The sequence below is a fragment of the Halobacteroides halobius DSM 5150 genome, from assembly GCF_000328625.1.
GTDB classification, from domain to species: domain Bacteria; phylum Bacillota; class Halanaerobiia; order Halobacteroidales; family Halobacteroidaceae; genus Halobacteroides; species Halobacteroides halobius.
Window position 1 is genome coordinate 1,982,314 of the sequence record NC_019978.1, and the last position, 21,267, is coordinate 2,003,580.

Here is a 21,267-nt window from a genome sequence, read left to right on the forward strand (position 1 = left end):
GTACAATTCCTATAATGAATAAAGCTAAAAGAACCAATATATAAATTTGATTTACTTACCTTTAAGCAGCATTCTTCACATTAGGTCTTTTAATATCATTCAACATCTTTTTCCCATCGTATTCTACTTGCTTTCTACCTAATGTAAAAAGAACTCGGATTAATTTACAACACAAAACTATCAGAGATTGTTTTTTCTTAAGCGGGTTTTCACGACGAGTAGTATAATATTTATGCAATTGTCTAAATTCATCATTCTGTGCCACCAGAGGCATTGCTACCCTATACAATAAAGCTCTTAATTTGGGACGTCCTCGCTTTGTTATTTTGGTTTCCCCCTTATGCTTACCTGAGCTATTTTCTTTTAAGTTTAAACCCGCCAAACTTATAATTTGCTTTGGATGTTCATAATCCCACAAATCACCTACTTCTGAGATGAAACCTGCTATTGTTTTAACTCCTACTCCATCTACTGTCAGCATTTTTTCAACCCCAGGTATCTTTTCTAACAACTTTTCTACTTTCTCCATTAAAACTTCTAACTCTTCGTTTATAAAACAATATTGTTTTATATGATAGCTAATCTCTTCTTTCCCCATCTTAAATCCTTCGGTTACACCTATTGACCTCACAGCTGCCTTTTTTAACTTCTTAGCTCTCTTTATTCCCACACCTCTTTTAATACCTTCTTCTCGCCATTTAGCTACTATTTCTTCTGCTTCCATCTTAGCTATCTGATCTGGATAAGGAAAATATTTTAAAGTAGCTAACGCTGCTTTTCCAGTCCAATCTTTAAATACTTCATTAAATTCTGGAAAATATATATCTAACCAACGCATTACTCTGTTTTTCACTCTGGTTAAATCTTGCGTTAGCTTTTCTTTATGCGTCATAGCTACTCTCATTTCCGCATAAATTCCTTCAGGAATATTTGGTTCAGAAAAGCGACCATCTTTAACCAATTGAGCTATTACTTTGGCATCTTTAACATCATTCTTTGTTGGATTATTATCATCTAACTCTTTCGATTTCTTTACATGATGAGGATTTACTAGTACTAGTTTTATTTCTTCTTCTGTGATGAATTGAGCTATATTTAGCCAATAATGACCTGTTGGCTCCATTCCTATAACTACTTCTTCTTTCTCATTTTCTATTTTAACTTTCTTAATCCAATTTAAAAGTCTTTCTAAACCATTCTGAGTATTCTTAAATTTTAATGGTTTATCATATTCAATCCCCCGATAGTTTTGGGCTCTCGCTACATGTTGCTTCTTGGCAATATCAATTCCAATTACTAAAGTTGTCGATTTAATTTGCTTAATCTTCTTATTTTGGGTATAATTCATTTGTCGGCCTCCTTGGTATTTGGTGTCTGCAACCAAAATTATACCAAGGAGTTCTTTTTTTGTCGAATGTCATATTTAAACCTAACAGGAATGCTCCTTAATATATTGATCTCTAATAAAAACTTAATATGAATTTCCCCCATAATAACCAGTAGTGTTGACTCCATATTCATCTGGTACATTTGTTCCTATACTTTCGTAGCATAACCTCCTATAAAACCTTCTAATCGATTCCCACCTATAAATACTGTACCTAAAAATGATCCCCAACCTGAAAGATAAGAATCTGCTTCTCCTCCACCATCTACCATCATTAATTCTTCTTCATTTAATTCACTCCTTTCAAATATTTTACCTCTCAGGAAGTTTACCTCATATATTATTATATTTATCCTTCTTTGTGAACTCTACTTTAGTAACGAAATAGTAATCAATTTAAATTTCTACTAACTCCTACTGTGATTTGCTTTGCAAAAAATCTAACATTAACTCCTTTTAAAGCAGTTGCACCTGGGTATTTTTTCTTTATTTTGTTCCCAAAATCATTCCTTCTTATTATAACAGTGCACCATTAACCTAGCACACTATTATAATGCTAAATTAAAATAAATATTGCAAGTAATTCCTTTTCTGAAATTAAATTATATGAATAATTATTAATTTAGCTAAATACTATTACTGATTGCAAAATATTAACTATATTTTTTACAAACTCAAAAAATAAAAAATGAGAGACCAAGGTCTCTCATGACTAATCTTTGGTTACTTCTATACTCCATAATAAAATTCAAGTAATAGATAAACTAGAAAAAATACTCCACTAATAACTTTATAACTTTTCATTCTATCTTTAATAATAATTTCTAAAAACATAACAAGCACAAAAAGTATAGAAAAAGTTAAAGATTCTAAATAAGTAAGTAAATTATCAAAATAGTGGCTCCATACTCCAATAATCAAACCCAAAGTTATCGCCTGAATATAAATAGCAAGTAATTTTTCAAAAGATATATCTTCTCGACGAGAAGTTAAATATAATATCCCACTTGCTAAAATAAGTGCCCCTTTAAAATTTAAAGTCAAATGGGAAATATGAAAAATAGATAAATAGTTATCTACATAAAACTGCCAATTCGCCAAGGCATAATAAATCCTAGCTCCAATAAATCCTCCTATAATCAACTTTAGTGTTAAATTATCTATCTTCTCCTTAGATAAAATTCCTATTAATTCTTTTTTGCTAAAAATATATCCTAACCCAATTGATAGAATAGATAATACAATGAACCAGCTAATTGCTAAAGACTTATATTCAAAAATATAAGGATTCATTACTTCTCTAACTTACTTGCAATATTTTTCTTAATCTGGTTTAATTCTGCTTGATTAACTGTTCCTCGTTTTACATACTGAATTTTACCTTGCGGGCCAACAAAATAAGAAGTAGGAATTACAGAAACTCGATATTTAAAAGCTGCCCCCCGCTCTTGATCCAATAAAATAGGATAATCATAACCATTTTCTTCAATAAATGATTTTACTTTAGCCTTACTTTCTCCAATGTTAACACCTAAGATAACAAAATCTTGTTTATTATTATCATAAAATGCATCTAAATCTGGCATCTCAGCTCGACATGGTGGGCACCAAGTAGCCCAAAAGTTAACCATCACAAACTGTCCTCTATAATCAGATAAGGAAACTTGCTCCCCCTTTAGATTAACTAAGGTAAAATCAGGAGCAATATTTCCTACATTAATTCCTATTCTAGCTGAATTATTTTTTTGTTCTTCCTGCTCTTTTTGCTCTTGATTATTTTCTAGTTTTTCTTTTACTTTAGAATTATTTTTACTTAAGCCTTGCTTATGATATAAAACTCCTAGACTAACAATCCCTACTACTAAGATAGCAATCAATAGAAATTTGAAACTATTTTTCACTTTAAACACCAACCTTTCTTTAAAAATAAAAGTATTGACTTAACTGCTGAACCTTATTTAGATAAAGTAAAACCCCAAATACAATCATAATCACACCACTAAATTTAGAAATTATAGGTAAATAGTTATTAATGTGGTTAGAAAAATTACTAAATTGATTAATAAAGATAGCTGTTAGTATAAAGGGAAGACCTAAGCCTAAAGAATAGGCAGTTAATAATAAAACCCCTGTTTTTAAAGTTGCTTCAGCCCCAGCATACAATAAAATAGAACCTAATACTGTGCCCACGCAAGGTATCCAACCAGCTGCAAAAGCCATCCCCATTAAGATAGAACTAAACCAATTTGTGGCTTGCCTTGGCCCTTGTACTCTAAACTCTTGATATAATAATTTTAATTTGAACAAACCAGTCATATGCAAACCAAAGATTATAATTAATATCCCACTTACTTTAGTAAATAATAGCTTATACTGACTAAATAATCTCCCAATATAGCTAGCAGATGCTCCCATGGTAATAAAAATAATTGAAAATCCAATTACAAACCCTAATGCCCTAACCACTGTAAATAATCTCCCCTTATCAATTGCACTACCTGTTATATATCCTATATAAGCTGGTACTAATGGTAACACACAAGGAGAAACAAAAGAAGCTACTCCAGCCATAAAAGCAACTACAACTGAAATGTTCTCCACCTCTACACCTCCTAAAATAATCTTTATATCTAAATAATAGAATATTGTTTTAATATAAGATTATCATAATTGATATTAATTATCAAATGAATCAAAAAATAAAAAGAGAGGCTCTCGCCTCCCTTACTCTTGTTATTGACGTATCTGTCCATCACCAAAAATAATAAATTTAGTTGTTGTTAACTGATTAACACCCATTGGCCCTCTAGCATGTAACTTTTGAGTACTAATTCCTATCTCAGCTCCTAAGCCAAATTGGCCCCCATCAGTAAATCGGGTAGAAGCATTAACATAAACAGCAGCAGAATCAACTAAATCTAAGAATTTATGAGCTTTAGTATAATTTTCAGTTACAATTGCTTCTGAATGGCTAGTACTATACTCATCAATATGTTCTAAAGCCTGATCTAAACTACTAACTATCTTAATTGCTAAAATATAATCTAAAAACTCTGTAGCCCAATCTTCTGTCGTAGCTTCTTTAACATCGGAGACAATCTCTCTTACCTTTTTATCTCCTTTTACTAAAGTATCTCGCTCTCTTAATTCTTCAATTATAGCTGGTAAAAATTCTTCTGCTACATCTTCATGAACTAATAGGGTCTCCATAGCATTACAGACACCAGTTCGTTGTGTCTTAGCATTAATTACAATCTGCTCTGCCTTATCTAAATCTGCTTGACTATCAATGAATGTATGACAGTTTCCTACTCCTGTTTCAATTACAGGTACAGTAGAATTATTAACAACTGCTTGAATTAAACCAGCTCCACCCCGAGGAATTAAAACATCTAAGTAGTCGTTTAATTCAAACATAACTTGCACTGCTTTACGCTCAGTACTTTCAAGTAATTGAATAGAACCCTCTGGTAAACCAGCATCATAAGCAGCTCTAGAAATCACATTAACAATAGCCTTATTAGAATTAATAGCACTGGAACTACCTCTTAAAACTACAGTATTTCCTGCTTTAAGACATAATCCCGCAGCATCAACAGTTACATTAGGACGTGCTTCATAAATAATACCAATTACTCCCAAGGGAACTTGTACCTTACCAATTTTCAATCCATTAGGTCTTTTTTTCATCTCTAAAACTTCTCCTATTGGATCAGAAAACTGTGCTACCTCCCTTAAACCTTGGGCCATTTTAGAAACTCTAGCCTCAGTTAGTAATAATCTATCAAGTAAAGACTCTGATAAACCATTCTCCCGGCCATACTCCATATCCTGTTCATTGGCCTGTAGTATCTCTTCTACTCTTTCTTCTAGTGCATCAGCCATGGCCAACAAAGCTTGATTTTTGACCTCAGATCCTAAATGGGCCAATTTTTTTGATGCCCCTTTAGCTTCACTAGCTTGTTTTATAATTTTTTCTTTTAATTCCATCTTCTCTCCTCCTTTTCTTATAATAAAACTAAATTATCACGATGAACTACTTCATCATAAGCTTGATAACCCAATCTAGATTTAATTTCTTCTGACTGGAAGCCTTTAATCTTATCTACTTCTGGTTGGTCATAATTAACCAATCCTTTAGCAATCCTACTTCCGGATTGATCAATAATATCAACTACATCACCAACCGAAAATTCTCCTCTAGCTTCTACAATACCACAAGCTAATAGACTACCTCCCTCTTTAGTAAGGGCCAAGGTAGCCCCTTCATCAATCACTATTTTACCAGCAATATCTAAATTAAATGCTATCCATTGTTCTCGACTAGTCATCCCTGAATCAGGCAAAAAGAGAGTTCCTAAATCTTCGCCTTCACTAATTTTAGTCACCACTTGATCCAAACTTCCATTAGCTATAACCAATGGTAACCCTGCTTTGGTAGCAATCTTAGCTGCATCAATCTTAGTAGCCATTCCTCCTGTGCCGCGATCAGTTCCAGCGCCTCCGGCTAATTCTTCAATCTCTGAAGAGATTTCTTCAACTTGACTAATCAATTTAGCTGAATCATCATTACGAGGGTCAGCAGTGTATAAACCATCTATATCAGATAAAATAACCAACAAATCAGCTCCAACGAGACTACTTACTAAAGCAGATAAGGTATCATTATCACCAAATTTAATCTCTTTAACTGCTACAGTATCATTTTCATTAATCACTGGAATCACATTATAATCTAATAACTGATATAAAGTATTACGAGAGTTAAGATATCGCTTCCTATCTGTTAAATCCTTCTGGGTCAATAAAACTTGACCTACCTGATATCCATACTCACTAAAGATTGTCTGATAAGTTCTCATTAAAGTTCCTTGGCCAATAGCAGCTAAAGCCTGTTTTTCAGGAATTGTACCTGGAGAAGCCTCTAGTTTTAATCTCCCGTATCCAGCTGCAACTGCACCAGAACTAACTAATATAACTTCTTTACCCTGATTCTTCAAATTAACAATTTCTCTAATTAATTTCTCTATCCGCCCTAAATTTAACTTAGAATTTTGGTAAGTTAAAGTACTACTACCAATCTTAATCACTATTCTTTCTGCTTCTTTTATTTTTTTTCGCATACTAGCCACCTATCTTTACTTAAGAAGGTAAATTATACTTAGGATCCTCATCATTACGACGATACAAAACAAACACATTACCAATAGTCTGAATAACTTCTGCATCACAAGACTCAGCTAATTCATAAGCTGCTTCTTTAGCAGTATACAAACTATTTTCTAATGCTCTTAGCTTAATTAACTCCCGAGCTTCTAAAGTCTCATCTACCTGTTCAATTACATTATCAGTAATTCCATTCTTCCCAATTTGAAATAAAGGGTCCATTTGGTTAGCTTGGCCCCTTAAATAAGCACGTTGTTTACCTTTCATTTTTGACCTCCTAGCCTTTATAATATTCAAATTGTAATCCAGCTAAATCAACTGTTTCTCCTTCTTGAATACCTTCTTTTTGCAGGGCTTCTTCAACCCCTAACTTCTTAAATTTCTTAAGTAATTGTTGTAAACCTTCATCTGTAGTTAAATCAGCCATAGCAACTTCTCTTTCAATTCTATTACCTGTTACTTTAAAAATACCATTTTCCTTTGTAATATTAAAGTCTAGTCCATCTTCATCTGGTTGTGGACCACGAATTACTACCTCTTCTCGCTCTTCTTCTAATTCAGGTTCTGGAGCCTCTTGAACTAAATTATAAACTCGATCAATTAACTTTTCTATGCCCTCTCCAGTTGCAGCAGAAATAGGAAATACTTCATAACCTTCTTCCTCTAACTTAGACTTAACTTGTGGTAACTTTTCTTGAGCCTGAGGAAGGTCTATTTTATTAGTAGCAACCACCTGTGGTTTATCCATTAACTTATTACTATATTCTTTTAACTCTTGATTTATTCTCTTAAAATCATCTATAGGGGCACGTCCCTCTCGACCTGAAGCATCTATGACATGAACTAATACTTTAGTCCTTTCTATATGCTTTAAAAACTGGTCACCTAATCCTACCCCTTTATGAGCTCCTTCAATTAAACCAGGAACATCCGCTACTACAAATGAATCAAAACCTTTAGTCTCAACAACACCTAAATTAGGTTCTAATGTTGTAAAATGATAAGCAGCTGTCTTAGGTTTAGCAGCCGAAATACGAGAGATTAAGGTTGATTTACCTACACTTGGATAACCAACTAATCCTACATCAGCTAATAACTTTAATTCTAATTTTATTTCTTTTTTTTCACCTGGTTCTCCATCCTCAGAGAACTTAGGAGCCTGTCTTGTAGAACTTTTAAACCTAGTATTTCCTCGTCCTCCACGGCCACCTTTAGCAACTACTAATTGTTGACCATCTTCTATTAAATCTGCTATTACTTCTTCAGTCTTTGCATCTATTATTGTTGTACCAGGAGGAACAGCAACTATAAGATCCTCAGCATCTTTTCCATGTTGATTCTTACTCTTACCATTTTCTCCATGGTCAGCCTCAAATAGATTTCTCTCTCTAAAATCAATCAAAGTATTTAATCCTTCATCAACTCCTAAAATAACATCTCCGCCTTTTCCACCATCACCACCATCTGGACCACCAGCGGCTTCATACTTTTCTCGACGAAAACTAGTCGTTCCTGAACCACCATTTCCACCTTTAGCTTTAATAACTGCCTCATCTACAAACACAATAACCAACTCCTACTATGTAGTAACTCTCTAAATTATATTACCACAATCTTAACTAACTAATTCACTCTATTCTAAATTTATCTCTTACTCTTAATTGTAAATTGTCAGCTGCTAATTGTCAATTGAAAATAAAAAACCCCCAGTTTCAACTGGGAGTCCTCTTAGTAGTTACGCCATCATTTTTAGCTCTTCTTCAGTATAAACATTAACCATTTTTTTATTTCTACCTTTTCGTTCAAAGGATACATACCCTTCTTCCTTAGCAAATAGAGTGTCATCTCCACCTCGTCCAACATTTAAACCAGGGTGGAATTGAGTACCTCTTTGACGAACAAGAATACTACCAGATTTTACTTTTTGACCATCATGTCTTTTAAGTCCTAAACGTTTGGAAATACTATCTCGACCGTTGTTTGAACTACCTACTGCCTTCTTCTTCGCAAAAAGTTGTAGATTCATTGCTTTTAACATTTTCTACACCTCCTCTATTTTTATATAATCTGAATAGGCTTTTGCCGTCTCTTTTAAACCTACTAACATTGTCTCTAAGATTGCTTTTACTTCTTGGTCACAAGCTAATTTAGATTGCAACCGACAATTTAACCAACCATCATCAGTGCTTACATCTGGCTTTAATTCAAGATATTCTTGTAAACCAAACACAGCTGTCTGTAAAATAGCTGAAATAGCTGCACATATAATATCTTCTCCATAAGGAGCATACTCAGCATGTCCTTGCGCCCAGAAAGCAATTATATTATTATCTTTATTTCGTTCAATTTTAACAGTAATCATTAAGCTTCAATACTCTTAATCTCAACTTTAGTGTAAGGTTGACGATGACCTTGCTTCTTCCGATAATTATTCTTTGGCTTGTACTTAAAGATAATTATCTTATCACCTTTTGTCTGCTCAACAACCTCAGCAGTTACCTTAGCACCATCTACATTAGGCGTTCCAACTTGTAAACTATTTTCTCCAGATACAGCTTTAACTGTATTAAATTCAACAGTTTCTCCTGCTTCAACATCTAATTTTTCAACTTCAAGTTGCTGTCCTTCTTCTACTTTATATTGTTTTCCACCTGTTTGAATAATTGCGTACATTATTTGCACCTCCCTACCTATGACTCGCCGGTAACTAGGCAATCATAAAAGATTTTTAAACCCGTACCGTGCGGTTTTGGTAGTGGTCGATATAACCACTTACGAATATAAATTGTAGCATATCCTCAATCCAATGTCAAGAGAATTATTTTGTATTAATCGTTCTTATTATTTTACCAATAGCATACAGATTAGTTAATTTTATTACCTCAACCTTAACTTTGTCACCTACTAGCATTGCTGCCTCTAAAATTTTAATTAAATAACCATCGATTTTAGCTAGTCCATCTTTTTGATTAAACTTTTCTTCTATTTTAACTACCAATCGCTCTCTTACTTTAACAGGTAATGAATTTTTAATCTCATCTTTAGTTCCTGACTCTAATTTAATAGCTTCCTGATTTAGTTCATCATTCCCTAATAGATAAACTTCTGCTTCTAACTCAGTAGTTAAATCTTGTAGTTTATCTGCTGCTAATTTAATTAATTCACCTACTATAGTTGGGTTTAAACTCAATAAGATTGCTTCTGTCTCCTTCTGCCAGTATTCAGCCTTTAACCTAGTAAACGCTTGTTGTATAATAGTTTCACTGGTTAATACTTTCCCTTGGCCTTGACAACAAGAACACTTCTTTTGTAATAGCTGTCCAATAGTATTTTCTTCTCTTTGTCTTGTTACTTCTACTAACCCTAGCTCTGTCATTCCTAACAAAGAGGTTCTCGTCTTATCCTTAGCTAACTCTTCTTCTAGTTCATTTAATAATATTTCTTCATCTTCATCCCTCTTTAAACCAATAAAGTCTATAATAATAATTCCACTTAAATTTCTTAATCTTAACTGATTAGCAATCTCTCTGGCTGCTTCTAAATTAGTCTGTAAAATAGTATCAGCTATATTATCTCCACTGTATGTACCAGTATTAACATCAATAGCAGTTAGTGCTTCAGTAGAATCAATTACTATATAACCACCACTATCCAGTTCAACTTCACGATTTAATAAATTCTGAATCTGCTCTTCAATACCATAATTACTAAAAACAGGTTCGGACTCTTGGTAATAATAAACTTTTCCTTTTAAATCAGGAGCTAGATGCTCCACAAAATCCATTACTTGTTGGTAATCACTAGCAGTATCTACTACTAACCTATCAACTTCTTTATTAAATCGATCTCTAATCACTTGATTAATTAAATCTAACTCTTCATAAATTAGAGATGGTGTCGAAGCTTGTCTGCTTTTTGCTTCTATTTCCTTTCTGAGACCTAAAAGGTAATTTAACTCCCTTTTAATTTCCGATTCTTTTCGATAGGCAGCCTCAGTACGTACTATAGCACCCTTATCATCGGGAATAATCTCTCTCGCCAATACTCTTAATCTGCCTCGTTCTGGACCATCAATTCTTCTTGATACTCCTATATGGCCTGGTTCATCCATTAAAATCAGATATCTACCGGGCAACTCTAACTTAGAACTACCTTTTGGCCCTTTAGTTCCTACTGGATCTTTATCAACTTGAACTACTACTTTTTGACCAGGCTGAAGAACTTGCTCAATCTTAGCTTCTTCATGATATGGTAGTACACTATTAATCGGTAAAAATACATTTTGTTCTGTACCAATATTTACAAAAGCTGCTTGAATTCCAGAAACTACATTCTCCACTCGTCCTTTATAAATATTACCTACCAATTGAGTTGAAAAATTCTGTTCAAATAATAAATCAATTAATTCTCTATCTTCTAAAATAGCAATTCTCTTTTTTAAACTCTGACCATTAATTACAATTTCCTTCCCACATCAACCACCCCCTTTGTTATTAAACTATTTCTATTGGAGTCAATAACTCCCCATATCTATAAAAATTTAAACTAATCTTTTAATTGGCAAGTTTAAATCATCATTAATTAAAGCATCAATTAATCTATCTTCAGTTACCAATCCTAATTTATTAAATTCATTATCAACTACTAAAACCGTATGAAATTGATTAGGGACTAAACAATCAATAACTTCTTTAATTGGAGTATCCGCATATGTAATTAATTCTTCTACTCTAACGACCTGTCGATTTAAAACTTGCCCCTTTTTCTTAGCAATATATTGCATCAAAACATATGGAGTGTATTTCCCCTCTTTAAGAGCTGTAAAATAGACAAAAAAACAAATAATCAATAATGTAATATTAGTATAACCATAATAAACCCCAATCATAGCTAATATCCCAATTAAAAAAGCTATAGCTTTACTCCATTTCAATACCTGATAAGTTGCTCTTTTAAAACCTAACTTAGCAGTCAGTTTAGAACGTAAAATTCGTCCACCATCTAAAGGAAAAATAGGTAATAAATTAAATATACCAATAATTAAATTTAACTTAATAAAAAATAAACCTTGTTTAGAAGCTATCATCTGATATCTGATTAACAATAAAGTGAGTGCTGCTAATATAAAATTAAAAATTGGCCCTGCTAGAGAAACCTGAAACTCAGTCTTAGGGGCCAACTGAATCAAATCCCTAAATTTAGCTACTCCACCAAAGGGCAGCAACTCAATTTCATTAACTTCAACTCCCTTTTTATAAGCTATAACTGCATGAGCTAGCTCATGCAAAAAAACTACTATAAAGCTAAAGCATGCTTTAACAAATAATCCTGTAATAGAAAAAAGAAATAAAACTAACAAAAATAATAAATTTAACTTAAATTTAACTCCAGCTATTTTGAACATAATGCCACCCTCTTTCTGTATCATCTACATAATATAATATTAGTGGCATTTATTTAATATGTAAAATCATAATCTCCATTTTTTACTAAATTAAAGGCTAAGATTAGACAACTAACCTTAGCCTAATTTTAAAATGATAACTTCTTCCTCCGCATATTTACATTAAGAATTAATCCTATCCCAATTAAATTGGTAACCATAGCACTACCACCATAACTTATAAAGGGTAGAGGTATTCCTGTAACAGGCATAATTCCAAGTGTCATCCCTACATTTTCTACGATATGAAAGATATACATACAAAGTACCCCTATTACTAAAAATCGTCCAAAACTATCTTTAGCATTTTTAGCTACTGTAATCCCGCGCCAAATTAAAATAAAATAACATACTAAAACAACCATAGTTCCAATAAGTCCGAATTCTTCTCCTAATACAGAAAAAATAAAATCAGTGTGGCGTTCAGGTAAAAAGTTAAGCTGATTTTGCGTACCAGCAAATAAACCTTTACCAAATATCCCCCCTGAACCTATAGCTACTTTAGATTGTATAACATTATAACCAGCACCTAAAGGGTCAAATTGAGGATTAACTAATACTAAGAAACGATTTAGCTGATATCTTTGTAAAGGAATAGGAACTCCTAAATATAAATGAGCCGATACCCAACTTGCAGTAACCGCAATCACTCCAAAAATACTCCCAAATAAAAATTTACTATTGGCCCCCGCTACATAAATCATTCCAATAAAAATAGCCAATAATACCAAAGAAGTTCCTAAGTCATTCTGTAATAAAATCAATATAAAAGGAACTCCAATATAAATACCTGGTACTATCAAACCTAGAATATACTTTATTCTTCGTTTCCTTTTAGTTAGTACATCAGCTAAAGTAATTATAACCGCTATCTTGGTTATCTCAGAAGGTTGGAAGCTAAAAGGACCTAGCCTAATCCAACTTTGACCTCCTTGAATTGTTTGAGCTACAAACAAAATCCCAACTAGTACTAATACAATCCCTCCATAGATCACATTTACATAATCTTGTAAAATTCTATAATCAAACACAAGAATTATACCAATTGCTATACTACCAACCAAAGTAGCTATCAGTTGCTTTTGTAAAAAAATATTATTCCAAAATGAACCTTCATTTACGTGAGTAGCACTTCCTATTAAGACTAATCCCATCATAATCAATACTAAAGTAATTAAGGGAATCACATAATCAATATTTTTTATTAATTTCTCCATTTAACTCCCCCTTACTACAATCTCTACTTAAAAATTATATAATATCTACTAGCATTAGTCCAACGAAAAGTTACATTCATCTCTAATAGAAAAAAGCCTCATAAAAATAAACCAGGATTCTCCTGGCTTATTTTTATGATCTTTTATTCTTATGTATCTTTTTTAAATTTCTCACTGGAATATTAGCTACTAAAGCCATTGAATCATCATCTTGTTCTAACTCCATCTCTAAATTTTCATCCTCTATCTCCAAATATTTAGAAATAACCTCTATAAGTTCTTCTTTCATATCATCAATTATTTCTGGAGAAACACCTATTCGGTCATGAATTAACACTAGCCGTAACCTCTCTTTAGCTACTTCTTTGCTAGCCATCTCTTCATTCCCCATAATTCCTTTTACTAAATCTAGCACATTTTTTCCTCCTCTATTTAATCAAGTCCTATAAACTTCTTTAAACGATCTATTAAGTTATCTTCTAAAGAAAGATATGGAATTTTATTCCCCTCAATTCTTTGGGCAACATTCCAAAATGACTTACCAGCTTTAGTATCATTATCTAAAATGATTGGTTCTCCTTTATTAGTAGAGATAACAATTTTTTCATCTTCAGGTATAATTCCTAATAATTTAATAGCTAAAATATCCTTCATATCTTCAATCTCCATCATATCACCCCGCCGAACCATATCCATTCTAATTCGATTAATAATTAACTTTGGGTCATCTAAACCTTCTGCTTCTAACATTCCAATAATTCTATCAGCATCTCTAACTGCTGACACCTCAGGCGTAGTAACTACAATAGATTCATCTACACCTGCTATAGCATTTTTAAAACCTTGCTCTATACCAGCTGGGGAGTCAATAATAATATAATCATATTCTTTTTTTAATTGAATACATAATTTCTCCATTTGCTTTGGACTAACAGCCGTTTTATCCCTCGTTTGAGCAGCAGGTAATAAATGTAAACTGCTATAACGTTTATCCTTAATTAAAGCTTGTTCTAAACGGCAATTATCTTCTACCACATCTACAATATCATACACAATTCTATTTTCTAACCCTAAGACTACATCAAGATTTCGCAATCCAATATCAGCATCTATCAAAGCTACCTTTTTCCCTAATTTAGCCAAACCAATTCCTAAGTTAGCAGTAGTTGTAGTCTTTCCTACACCACCTTTTCCTGAAGTTATAACATAAGCCTTTCCTACCATCAAAATTCCTCCTTATTTCAAATAATCAATTACAATTTTATCTTCTTTAACAAAAGCAATTTCAGCAGCCTCAGGAGAATGAAAATCATCATCTGGAGCTCGACTAATATGATTAGCAATTCTTAACTGAATAGGTTCTAGACGAAACGCTGAAATGGTTGCATTAGGATCTCCATTCACTCCCGCATGTGTAATTCCTCTTACTTCTCCCATTACTAATATATCGCCTCCAGCTGTTACTTCAGCCCCAGGATTAATATCACCTTCAATTACAATGTTCCCTTTATAAGCAATTGACTGACCGGATCTAACTGTCCTTTTAATTAATAGCGTATCATCTTCTGGTTCAGAATCTGAAACAGAATTAAAATTATTACTAAATTCCACTATAAAGGTACCCGGCTGCTTCTTAAAAATATCTAATAACTCTCTCTTTTGTTGAGAAGACAGACATCTGTTTCCTAAATTAACTTTAGCAATCGTATTTCCTTTAAAAAAATTACTACTTTCTTCAAATTTATTATCCAAGCTAGCTTTAATTTCGGAAAAATCAGAGTCTTCATTTAATAAGATAATAAGGCCCTCCTGGTCAGCCTTAAAAACAACACTCCTTTGCATCTTAACTCCTCCTATAAATTTAAACCACATCAACTAGCCGATTTATCACTTTTAAAATTATTATTTAAATCAAAATACTCCTTAATAATCCCTTTAGCTATAGGTAACGTATTAGCACTTGATGCACCATATTCAATAAAGACTGTAATAGCAATCTTTGGGTCATCAGCTGGAGCAAATCCAGCAAACCAACCATGATTTGGTCGGTTTCTACCTGTTTGAGCTGTTCCCGTCTTTCCCGCTACTTTAATTGGGATATCTTTAAATACACTTCTGGCCGTTCCATAACTAGTAACACCTACCATACCCTTTTTAATTATTTTTAAATGGGATTTAGAAACAGGTATCTCATTTAATAATTTAGGCTTAATATCTTTAACTACTTTCCCTTGGCTATCAACTATTTTATCAACTACCAAAGGTTGATATAACTTTCCTCCATTAGCTACAGCCGAAACTAAATTAACTAACTGGATTGGAGAGACCCGTAAATTCCCTTGCCCAATTGATAAATTAATAGTATAGCCAGGATACCAAATTTGATTTTCTCTCTTCTCAAAATATTTCTTTCTCCACGCTGGACCTGGTACAAGTCCAGTAGCTTCATTAGGAAGATCGACTTGTGTCTTATCTCCGAGCCCAAACTCTCTAGCATACTCTTGTAATAATGTTTTGTCCTTTTTATAGAGACGATGACCTAACTTAAAGAAAACCGTATTATTAGACCAAGCAATAGAATCGACAAAATTTATTTCCCCTTGGCCCCCTGGATACCAGTTGCGGAATTTAACTCCACCCGTTTTATAATAACCAGGATCATAAAATTTTGTCTTGGCTGTAATACCTAACTCCTCTAGACTAGCTGATCCAGTAACTATCTTAAATATAGAACCAGAAGGAGCACTAGTACTTACAGCACGGTTTAATAAAGGTTGCGTATAACTATTATTTAATTTTTTCCACTCTTTTTTAGTAATTTCAGTTAAAAACTGTTCTGGATTATAATCAGGATAACTGGCCATAGCCAAGATACTACCATTTTTAGGATTAGTAATAATAACTGCTCCTCCACTAGGAGGCTGACTAATATCTTTATCCTGCTTAGCTAATTTAATCAACTTTTCGATCTCACTTTTTAATAATTGTTCCACTTCCTTTTGTAGCTGATAATCCAAGTTCAAAACTAGATTATATCCAGGAGTAGGTTTTTTTATCCCTAAAGTTCTTACCTTTTGACCTAAATTATTTACCTCTATTAACTTTTTACCTTTTTTTCCACGTAAATATTCTTCATATCTTAACTCTAGACCCGTCTTTCCAATTAAATCTCCTAAACTATAATCTTCACGCTCCTTTAATTCAGCACCAGAAATTTCACTAAGATAACCTAATACATGACTAGCAAAATTTTGGTCAATATATTCCCGAATTGGTGTTTTTTCAATCAGTAATCCTGGTATTTCATCTTTATTTTCTTCTAATAAAATTAGCTCTTTACGATCTATATCCCTCTCTAAAATAATAGGTTTATTTGTACTAGCATTCTTTAGTTTTTCTTTTGTTTTTTTTACATTTAAGTTGATTATTTCATCTAACCTCTTCAAAACTAGATCTAACTTATCAATTTCGGCTGGGATTATAGAGACACTATATGCTAACCTATTAGAAACTAAAACTTTTTTATCTCGATCATAAATTTTACCTCTAGGTGCTCTAATTGGAATTACCGATGTTCTATATCCTTTAGATAGTTCCTTAAATTTTTGATAGCTATAAACTTGTAAATAATAAAGTCTCCCCACCAATACTACAAAAAGAACAGCCAGTAAAATTCTAAATAAAAGAAGCCTCCTATCCTCTTCTTGATTCTCTCTCAATTATACTGCCCCCTAATTTATACAAAATGGGATAAATAATCACAGATAGAGTAGCATTAGAAATTCCTAAAGGAATAATTACCACTCGAAAAATCTCCTCTAATGGCATAGCCATCAATAAATAATTTGCAAAAGATATAATTAACAATTGATTAATTACTGTAGCTAGAAATGAAAGAAACGGAGGGACTAATAATTTATCTTGATAAATATTACCTTTTAAAAATCCAAACAAATAACCTACTAATGCCTTACAAATAGCATTAATTCCAAATAATCCTCCTGAAAATAAGTCCTGTAAGAGTCCCATTATAAAGCCGGCTATTCCCCCAGCTGTTTTTCCGTAGTTCACCGCCAAAAAAACAAGTAATATTAATAGTAAATCAGGCGCCACCCCATAAAAAAGATTTTGAAAAGAAGATAAACTCTGAACAATAAAAAATAATAGAGTTAAAAATCCATAAACTAGATAGAACACTATTCATCCTCCTGATTAAGTTTATAATCTCTATTTAAAGAAGGGAATGATATATTTGTTTTAGTATTAAAGTCGGTAATTACTAATACTTCTTCTATCATTTTTAAATCTATAAAAGGAAGTAGAGTGGCTTCCTGAGTTAAACCATAATCATCTGGTCTAACTGATATAACTTCCCCTATTGGTAAGCCTTTAGGATAATATTTTGATAATCCTGATGTTACAATAGTATCACCTATCTTTATATTTGCATCCCAAGCTAAATTATCAAATAATAATTTATTATTCTTTTTGACTTGGCCCTTTACCACACCTAAATCTCGAGAAGCTTTTCTCCTAACTAATCCTCCAGTAACAAAATTAGGATCATTGATTAAAATTACTTGTGCACTATGCTCACTCACCCTTTGAATCCTACCAATCAAATAACCTTTTTTAGCTACAACTGGCATCTTACGTCTAACCCCATCTTGTTTTCCACAATTTATCATTATAGTATTAGACCAATTATCAGTACTACGACTAATTACACTCGCTCCAACTACTTGATAAGGCTTATGTTTTTTAAAATTTAACAATTTCCGTAATCGTTGGTTTTGATGCATAATTTTTTCTAATTGCTGCTGTTTATAAATTAAATTGCTTATCCTATCTTTTAAGCGTTGATTCTCTTTTTTTACCTCTTTATAATTTAATATCACTCTTAAAGTTCTACTAGTCCAATCTTGAGCACGGTCAATTCTAGAAAAAATAGGATTAAATAAATCAATAACTACTTCCTCTAAAAAATTATAACTTTTATCTACACCCAATAAATTAATAAAGACAATTACCGCTACAATCAAAATTATAACTAATATCTTTTTATAATGTTTTTTAAATAAATTTAGCACCATCACCACCCTACTTTAGCTAAGATAATCGCTTAGGAGTAATTAAGACATCCTTAAGATTATTTAATTCTTCTAATACCTTTCCAGTTCCATGAACAACACAATCTAAAGGGTCATCAGCTAAATAAACCGGCATACCTGTTTCATCAGCTAATAATTTATCTAGACCCGCAAGTAGTGAACCTCCACCAGCCATTACAATTCCTCGGTCCATTATATCTGCTGATAATTCTGGTGGAGTTCCTTCTAAAGTACTTTTTACTGCTCGTACAATATCATTTACTGGTTCTTGTAAAGCCCCCTGAATTTCTTCAGAGCTAATACTAATGGTTTTAGGTAATCCATTTACTAAATCACGACCTCTAATTTCCATAGAATCATCTGGTGAAATTTCTGTATTATCAGAAAAATATGCAGAACCAATAGACATCTTAATTTCCTCTGCTGTTCTATCTCCCACCATTAGATTATATGTATTCTTTATATGATGAACTATAGCTTCATCTAATTCATCTCCACCTACTCTAATAGATTTTTTATTTACTATTCCTCCTAAAGAAATAACCGCAACCTCTGTAGTTCCACCACCGATATCAACTACCATATTTCCAGTAGCTTCATGTACCGGCAAACCAGCTCCAATTGCTGCAGCCATTGGTTCTTCAATTAAATATGCTTCTCTAGCTCCTGCATGTAAAGCAGCATCAATTACTGCTCTTTTTTCTACTTCTGTTACTCCAGATGGAACACAAACAACAATTCTTGGCCTCAAAAACCTTTTTCTTTTATGAGCCTTTTGAATAAAGTATTTTAACATATTTTCCGTAACCTCAAAATCTGCAATAACTCCATCCTTCATTGGACGAATAGCCACAATATTACCTGGAGTACGTCCAATCATCTTTTTAGCTTCATCACCAACAGCTAAAACTCCATTAGCCGAGTCTTTATCTGCCTTAATAGCCACTACCGATGGTTCTCTGATTAAAACTCCTTTACCCTTAATATAAACTAATGTATTAGCTGTTCCTAAATCTATCCCCATGTCTCTAGAAAACGGTGCCGTAAGAAAATCCATTACCATAATTTATTTCCCCTTTCTTCAACTTTAAAATAATCCTTTAGTTTTTAAACTGCTATAATTATTGCTGCCTATAATTAAATGATCTAATACTTCAATCCCGATAATCTCTCCAGCTTGGGCCAATCTTTTTGAGATCTTTATATCTTCTTGACTGGCAGTCAAATCACCACTTGGATGATTATGGGCCAAAATAATGGCTGCACTACTTCTCTTTATTGCTGGCCGAAAGACCTCTCTAGGGTGAACAATTGAACTATTTAAACTACCTTTAGAAATTTCTTCAATAGCTAATACCTTATTCTTTGTGTCAAGCAATACAGTCATAAAACACTCTTGCATTTTATATCTTAAATTGGGAATTAAAATCTCAGCTACCTCTGCTGGAGAACTAATCTTAGTTAACTTAGAACTTGCTACTGCTATTCTTTGACTTAATTCAACCACAGCTTGTAATTGAGTAGCTTTAGCAATTCCAATGCCACTAATTTCTTGTAACTCAGCAATACTATATTCAATTAATCCTTCTAATCCACTACAGACACTTAATAACTCATTAGCTAAACTAAGAGCTGTTTTTTTGTGTGAACCAGTCCGTAAAATAAGAGCTAATAATTCAGTTGTAGATAAATTAGCTGAACCATATTGAACCATCTTCTCTCTAGGACGTTCATCAGTGGGCATATCTTTGATAGTAAAATATTCACTCATTAAAACTTATCACTATTCCTAATTCCTGTAGCATCTGCACTAATTTAGTTAAAGGTAATCCCACTACATTATAAAAGGACCCTTCGATTTTTTCCACAAAAATAGCCCCTTTACTCTGAATTCCATAACCCCCTGCTTTATCCATTGGTTCTCCAGTAGCAATGTAATCTTTTATTTCTTTATTACTTAATCTTCTAAGAGTAACATCTGTTGTTTTATAATCAGTTAAACTTTGATTATCAGCTATAATTGTAACTCCAGTTAAAACCCGATGGGTTGTCCCACTTAAATTATTCAACATTTTATAAGCACTATCTATATTAACTGGCTTTTCTAAAACCTTATCTTCTAATTCAACTATTGTATCTGCACCAATAATCACTCCGTCTTTTTTACAAGCTATATCTTTAGCCTTTAAATAAGATAATTTTTGCACAAGATCTTTTGGATTATCTGCTTCTACTTTAGTTTCATCAATATTACTAGGTGCTACTATAAAGTCAATATCTAGCTGGTCTAATAATCTTTTTCTTCGTGGTGAAGATGAAGCCAATACTATCTTCTTCATCATAATTCCTCCTACTAAGCTTAATGCTTAGACTCTAATATTAAATTCGCTAATCAATTACAAATTCCTCCCTGATTCAGGAATTTTCATTATAAAAGACAATATTCTCTGTATTAGACAAGTGCTTTTTTAAATTTAAAACAATAATCCCTACAAAAATTCCAGTTGGTAATGATAAAAGTAATAAATAAGGCAAATATATAATTACCCTCCAACTTCCAATTAATAAATAAGCCATAAATATTTGTCCTAAATTATGAAAAGTAGCCCCTAAAATACTAACTCCAATTACACTATATAGATCTGTATGATAATATGCATATCCCATTACTAAAAAACTAACTAACCCACCAGTCAAACTTAACCAAAACCCTGGAGTGAAAATAGTTCCTATTAATAGAGAAGAAATTAATATTCTTAATAATAAAACCTGAATCCCAGACCAAAAACCGTAGACAACTAAAACGAGTAGAGTAATAATATTAGCTAGCCCTAACTTAGCTCCAGGAAAGAAAAGAAAAGTTGGCAAAGAAAACTCTATAATATGTAATACGATTGCTCCAGCAATTAATATTGATAAAAACAGTCTTTTCCTAATCACGAT

The 21,267-nt window shown here is 32.6% G+C and carries 25 protein-coding genes; all 25 read right to left on the reverse strand.

Annotated features, from left to right (window positions below; all coding sequences use genetic code 11):
• Window positions 1-61: 61 nt before the first annotated feature.
• Entirely contained in the window at window positions 62-1,348 is a 1,287-nt protein-coding gene (locus HALHA_RS09645) for an IS110 family RNA-guided transposase (protein WP_015326059.1), read from the reverse strand.
• A gap of 188 nt (window positions 1,349-1,536) precedes the next feature.
• Window positions 1,537-1,662 carry a hypothetical protein gene (locus HALHA_RS13860; RefSeq protein ID WP_281098754.1) on the reverse strand — a complete coding sequence of 42 codons (126 nt, stop codon included), beginning with the start codon at window positions 1,660-1,662 and terminating at the stop codon, window positions 1,537-1,539.
• A gap of 454 nt (window positions 1,663-2,116) precedes the next feature.
• Window positions 2,117-2,680: a prolipoprotein diacylglyceryl transferase family protein gene (locus tag HALHA_RS09650; protein WP_015327590.1), complete on the reverse strand. Its 564-nt coding sequence runs from the start codon at window positions 2,678-2,680 to the stop codon at window positions 2,117-2,119.
• Window positions 2,680-3,288 (reverse strand): TlpA family protein disulfide reductase, encoded by a 609-nt coding sequence (locus HALHA_RS09655; RefSeq protein ID WP_015327591.1) that lies wholly within the window; start codon window positions 3,286-3,288, stop codon window positions 2,680-2,682. The genes HALHA_RS09650 and HALHA_RS09655 overlap by 1 nt, the downstream gene beginning before the upstream one ends.
• A 19-nt stretch (window positions 3,289-3,307) precedes the next feature.
• The gene (locus HALHA_RS09660; RefSeq protein WP_041608217.1) at window positions 3,308-3,979 is read right to left on the reverse strand and encodes a cytochrome c biogenesis protein CcdA; all 672 of its coding nucleotides are present in this window, start codon (window positions 3,977-3,979) and stop codon (window positions 3,308-3,310) included.
• A gap of 141 nt (window positions 3,980-4,120) precedes the next feature.
• Window positions 4,121-5,377 carry a glutamate-5-semialdehyde dehydrogenase gene (locus tag HALHA_RS09665; protein WP_015327593.1) on the reverse strand — a complete coding sequence of 419 codons (1,257 nt, stop codon included), beginning with the start codon at window positions 5,375-5,377 and terminating at the stop codon, window positions 4,121-4,123.
• 17 nt (window positions 5,378-5,394) lie between these two features.
• Window positions 5,395-6,510, reverse strand: a complete 1,116-nt coding sequence (proB, locus tag HALHA_RS09670) for a glutamate 5-kinase (RefSeq protein WP_015327594.1) — start codon at window positions 6,508-6,510, stop codon at window positions 5,395-5,397.
• A gap of 19 nt (window positions 6,511-6,529) precedes the next feature.
• Window positions 6,530-6,820: a ribosome assembly RNA-binding protein YhbY gene (gene yhbY, locus HALHA_RS09675; RefSeq protein WP_015327595.1), complete on the reverse strand. Its 291-nt coding sequence runs from the start codon at window positions 6,818-6,820 to the stop codon at window positions 6,530-6,532.
• A 10-nt stretch (window positions 6,821-6,830) separates the two neighbouring features.
• Window positions 6,831-8,117, reverse strand: a complete 1,287-nt coding sequence (gene obgE / locus HALHA_RS09680) for a GTPase ObgE (RefSeq protein WP_015327596.1) — start codon at window positions 8,115-8,117, stop codon at window positions 6,831-6,833.
• Between the two features lie 171 nt (window positions 8,118-8,288).
• Window positions 8,289-8,579 (reverse strand): 50S ribosomal protein L27, encoded by a 291-nt coding sequence (rpmA, locus tag HALHA_RS09685; RefSeq protein WP_041608218.1) that lies wholly within the window; start codon window positions 8,577-8,579, stop codon window positions 8,289-8,291.
• A 15-nt stretch (window positions 8,580-8,594) separates the two neighbouring features.
• The gene (locus HALHA_RS09690; protein WP_015327598.1) at window positions 8,595-8,915 is read right to left on the reverse strand and encodes a ribosomal-processing cysteine protease Prp; all 321 of its coding nucleotides are present in this window, start codon (window positions 8,913-8,915) and stop codon (window positions 8,595-8,597) included.
• Complete coding sequence (rplU, locus tag HALHA_RS09695; protein WP_015327599.1) at window positions 8,915-9,226, reverse strand: 50S ribosomal protein L21; 312 nt, start codon at window positions 9,224-9,226, stop codon at window positions 8,915-8,917. The genes HALHA_RS09690 and rplU overlap by 1 nt, the downstream gene beginning before the upstream one ends.
• Before the next feature lie 145 nt (window positions 9,227-9,371).
• Window positions 9,372-11,015, reverse strand: coding sequence for an Rne/Rng family ribonuclease (locus HALHA_RS09700; protein WP_041607784.1), 1,644 nt, complete (start codon window positions 11,013-11,015; stop codon window positions 9,372-9,374).
• Between the two features lie 78 nt (window positions 11,016-11,093).
• Window positions 11,094-11,957 (reverse strand): M50 family metallopeptidase, encoded by an 864-nt coding sequence (locus tag HALHA_RS09705; RefSeq protein ID WP_015327601.1) that lies wholly within the window; start codon window positions 11,955-11,957, stop codon window positions 11,094-11,096.
• A gap of 128 nt (window positions 11,958-12,085) precedes the next feature.
• Entirely contained in the window at window positions 12,086-13,213 is a 1,128-nt protein-coding gene (rodA, locus tag HALHA_RS09710) for a rod shape-determining protein RodA (protein WP_015327602.1), read from the reverse strand.
• 133 nt (window positions 13,214-13,346) lie between these two features.
• Window positions 13,347-13,628: a cell division topological specificity factor MinE gene (gene minE, locus HALHA_RS09715; protein ID WP_015327603.1), complete on the reverse strand. Its 282-nt coding sequence runs from the start codon at window positions 13,626-13,628 to the stop codon at window positions 13,347-13,349.
• Between the two features lie 17 nt (window positions 13,629-13,645).
• Window positions 13,646-14,437: a septum site-determining protein MinD gene (gene minD / locus HALHA_RS09720; protein ID WP_015327604.1), complete on the reverse strand. Its 792-nt coding sequence runs from the start codon at window positions 14,435-14,437 to the stop codon at window positions 13,646-13,648.
• Window positions 14,438-14,449: 12 nt separating this feature from the next.
• Window positions 14,450-15,055: a septum site-determining protein MinC gene (minC, locus tag HALHA_RS09725; protein ID WP_041607786.1), complete on the reverse strand. Its 606-nt coding sequence runs from the start codon at window positions 15,053-15,055 to the stop codon at window positions 14,450-14,452.
• A gap of 29 nt (window positions 15,056-15,084) precedes the next feature.
• On the reverse strand, window positions 15,085-16,932 hold the full coding sequence (mrdA, locus tag HALHA_RS09730; RefSeq protein ID WP_015327606.1) for a penicillin-binding protein 2: 1,848 nt from the start codon (window positions 16,930-16,932) through the stop codon (window positions 15,085-15,087).
• Complete coding sequence (gene mreD / locus HALHA_RS09735; protein WP_015327607.1) at window positions 16,907-17,410, reverse strand: rod shape-determining protein MreD; 504 nt, start codon at window positions 17,408-17,410, stop codon at window positions 16,907-16,909. The genes mrdA and mreD overlap by 26 nt, the downstream gene beginning before the upstream one ends.
• Complete coding sequence (mreC, locus tag HALHA_RS09740) at window positions 17,410-18,306, reverse strand: rod shape-determining protein MreC (protein WP_015327608.1); 897 nt, start codon at window positions 18,304-18,306, stop codon at window positions 17,410-17,412. The genes mreD and mreC overlap by 1 nt, the downstream gene beginning before the upstream one ends.
• 16 nt (window positions 18,307-18,322) lie before the next feature.
• Window positions 18,323-19,387, reverse strand: a complete 1,065-nt coding sequence (locus tag HALHA_RS09745) for a rod shape-determining protein (RefSeq protein WP_015327609.1) — start codon at window positions 19,385-19,387, stop codon at window positions 18,323-18,325.
• 24 nt (window positions 19,388-19,411) lie between these two features.
• A complete protein-coding gene (gene radC, locus HALHA_RS09750; RefSeq protein ID WP_015327610.1) occupies window positions 19,412-20,095 on the reverse strand; it encodes a RadC family protein in 684 nt (227 codons plus the stop codon).
• Window positions 20,088-20,663 carry a Maf family protein gene (locus HALHA_RS09755; RefSeq protein ID WP_015327611.1) on the reverse strand — a complete coding sequence of 192 codons (576 nt, stop codon included), beginning with the start codon at window positions 20,661-20,663 and terminating at the stop codon, window positions 20,088-20,090. Before HALHA_RS09755 ends, radC begins: the two co-directional genes overlap by 8 nt.
• Window positions 20,664-20,739: 76 nt before the next feature.
• Window positions 20,740-21,264 (reverse strand): Gx transporter family protein, encoded by a 525-nt coding sequence (locus HALHA_RS09760; protein WP_015327612.1) that lies wholly within the window; start codon window positions 21,262-21,264, stop codon window positions 20,740-20,742.
• Window positions 21,265-21,267 lie beyond the last annotated feature (3 nt).

Bases quoted from the DNA above. Each gene is read 5' to 3' on its own strand.
- HALHA_RS09645 (WP_015326059.1), bottom strand. From the start codon at position 1,348: ATGAATTATACCCAAAATAAGAAGATTAAGCAAATTAAATCGACAACT.
- HALHA_RS13860 (WP_281098754.1), bottom strand. From the start codon at position 1,662: ATGATGGTAGATGGTGGAGGAGAAGCAGATTCTTATCTTTCAGGTTGG.
- HALHA_RS09650 (WP_015327590.1), bottom strand. From the start codon at position 2,680: ATGAATCCTTATATTTTTGAATATAAGTCTTTAGCAATTAGCTGGTTC.
- HALHA_RS09665 (WP_015327593.1), bottom strand. From the start codon at position 5,377: ATGGAATTAAAAGAAAAAATTATAAAACAAGCTAGTGAAGCTAAAGGG.
- proB (WP_015327594.1), bottom strand. From the start codon at position 6,510: ATGCGAAAAAAAATAAAAGAAGCAGAAAGAATAGTGATTAAGATTGGT.
- yhbY (WP_015327595.1), bottom strand. From the start codon at position 6,820: ATGAAAGGTAAACAACGTGCTTATTTAAGGGGCCAAGCTAACCAAATG.
- rpmA (WP_041608218.1), bottom strand. From the start codon at position 8,579: ATGAATCTACAACTTTTTGCGAAGAAGAAGGCAGTAGGTAGTTCAAAC.
- HALHA_RS09690 (WP_015327598.1), bottom strand. From the start codon at position 8,915: ATGATTACTGTTAAAATTGAACGAAATAAAGATAATAATATAATTGCT.
- rplU (WP_015327599.1), bottom strand. From the start codon at position 9,226: ATGTACGCAATTATTCAAACAGGTGGAAAACAATATAAAGTAGAAGAA.
- HALHA_RS09705 (WP_015327601.1), bottom strand. From the start codon at position 11,957: ATGTTCAAAATAGCTGGAGTTAAATTTAAGTTAAATTTATTATTTTTG.
- rodA (WP_015327602.1), bottom strand. From the start codon at position 13,213: ATGGAGAAATTAATAAAAAATATTGATTATGTGATTCCCTTAATTACT.
- minD (WP_015327604.1), bottom strand. From the start codon at position 14,437: ATGGTAGGAAAGGCTTATGTTATAACTTCAGGAAAAGGTGGTGTAGGA.
- minC (WP_041607786.1), bottom strand. From the start codon at position 15,055: ATGCAAAGGAGTGTTGTTTTTAAGGCTGACCAGGAGGGCCTTATTATC.
- mreC (WP_015327608.1), bottom strand. From the start codon at position 18,306: ATGGTGCTAAATTTATTTAAAAAACATTATAAAAAGATATTAGTTATA.
- HALHA_RS09745 (WP_015327609.1), bottom strand. From the start codon at position 19,387: ATGGTAATGGATTTTCTTACGGCACCGTTTTCTAGAGACATGGGGATA.
- radC (WP_015327610.1), bottom strand. From the start codon at position 20,095: ATGAGTGAATATTTTACTATCAAAGATATGCCCACTGATGAACGTCCT.
- HALHA_RS09755 (WP_015327611.1), bottom strand. From the start codon at position 20,663: ATGAAGAAGATAGTATTGGCTTCATCTTCACCACGAAGAAAAAGATTA.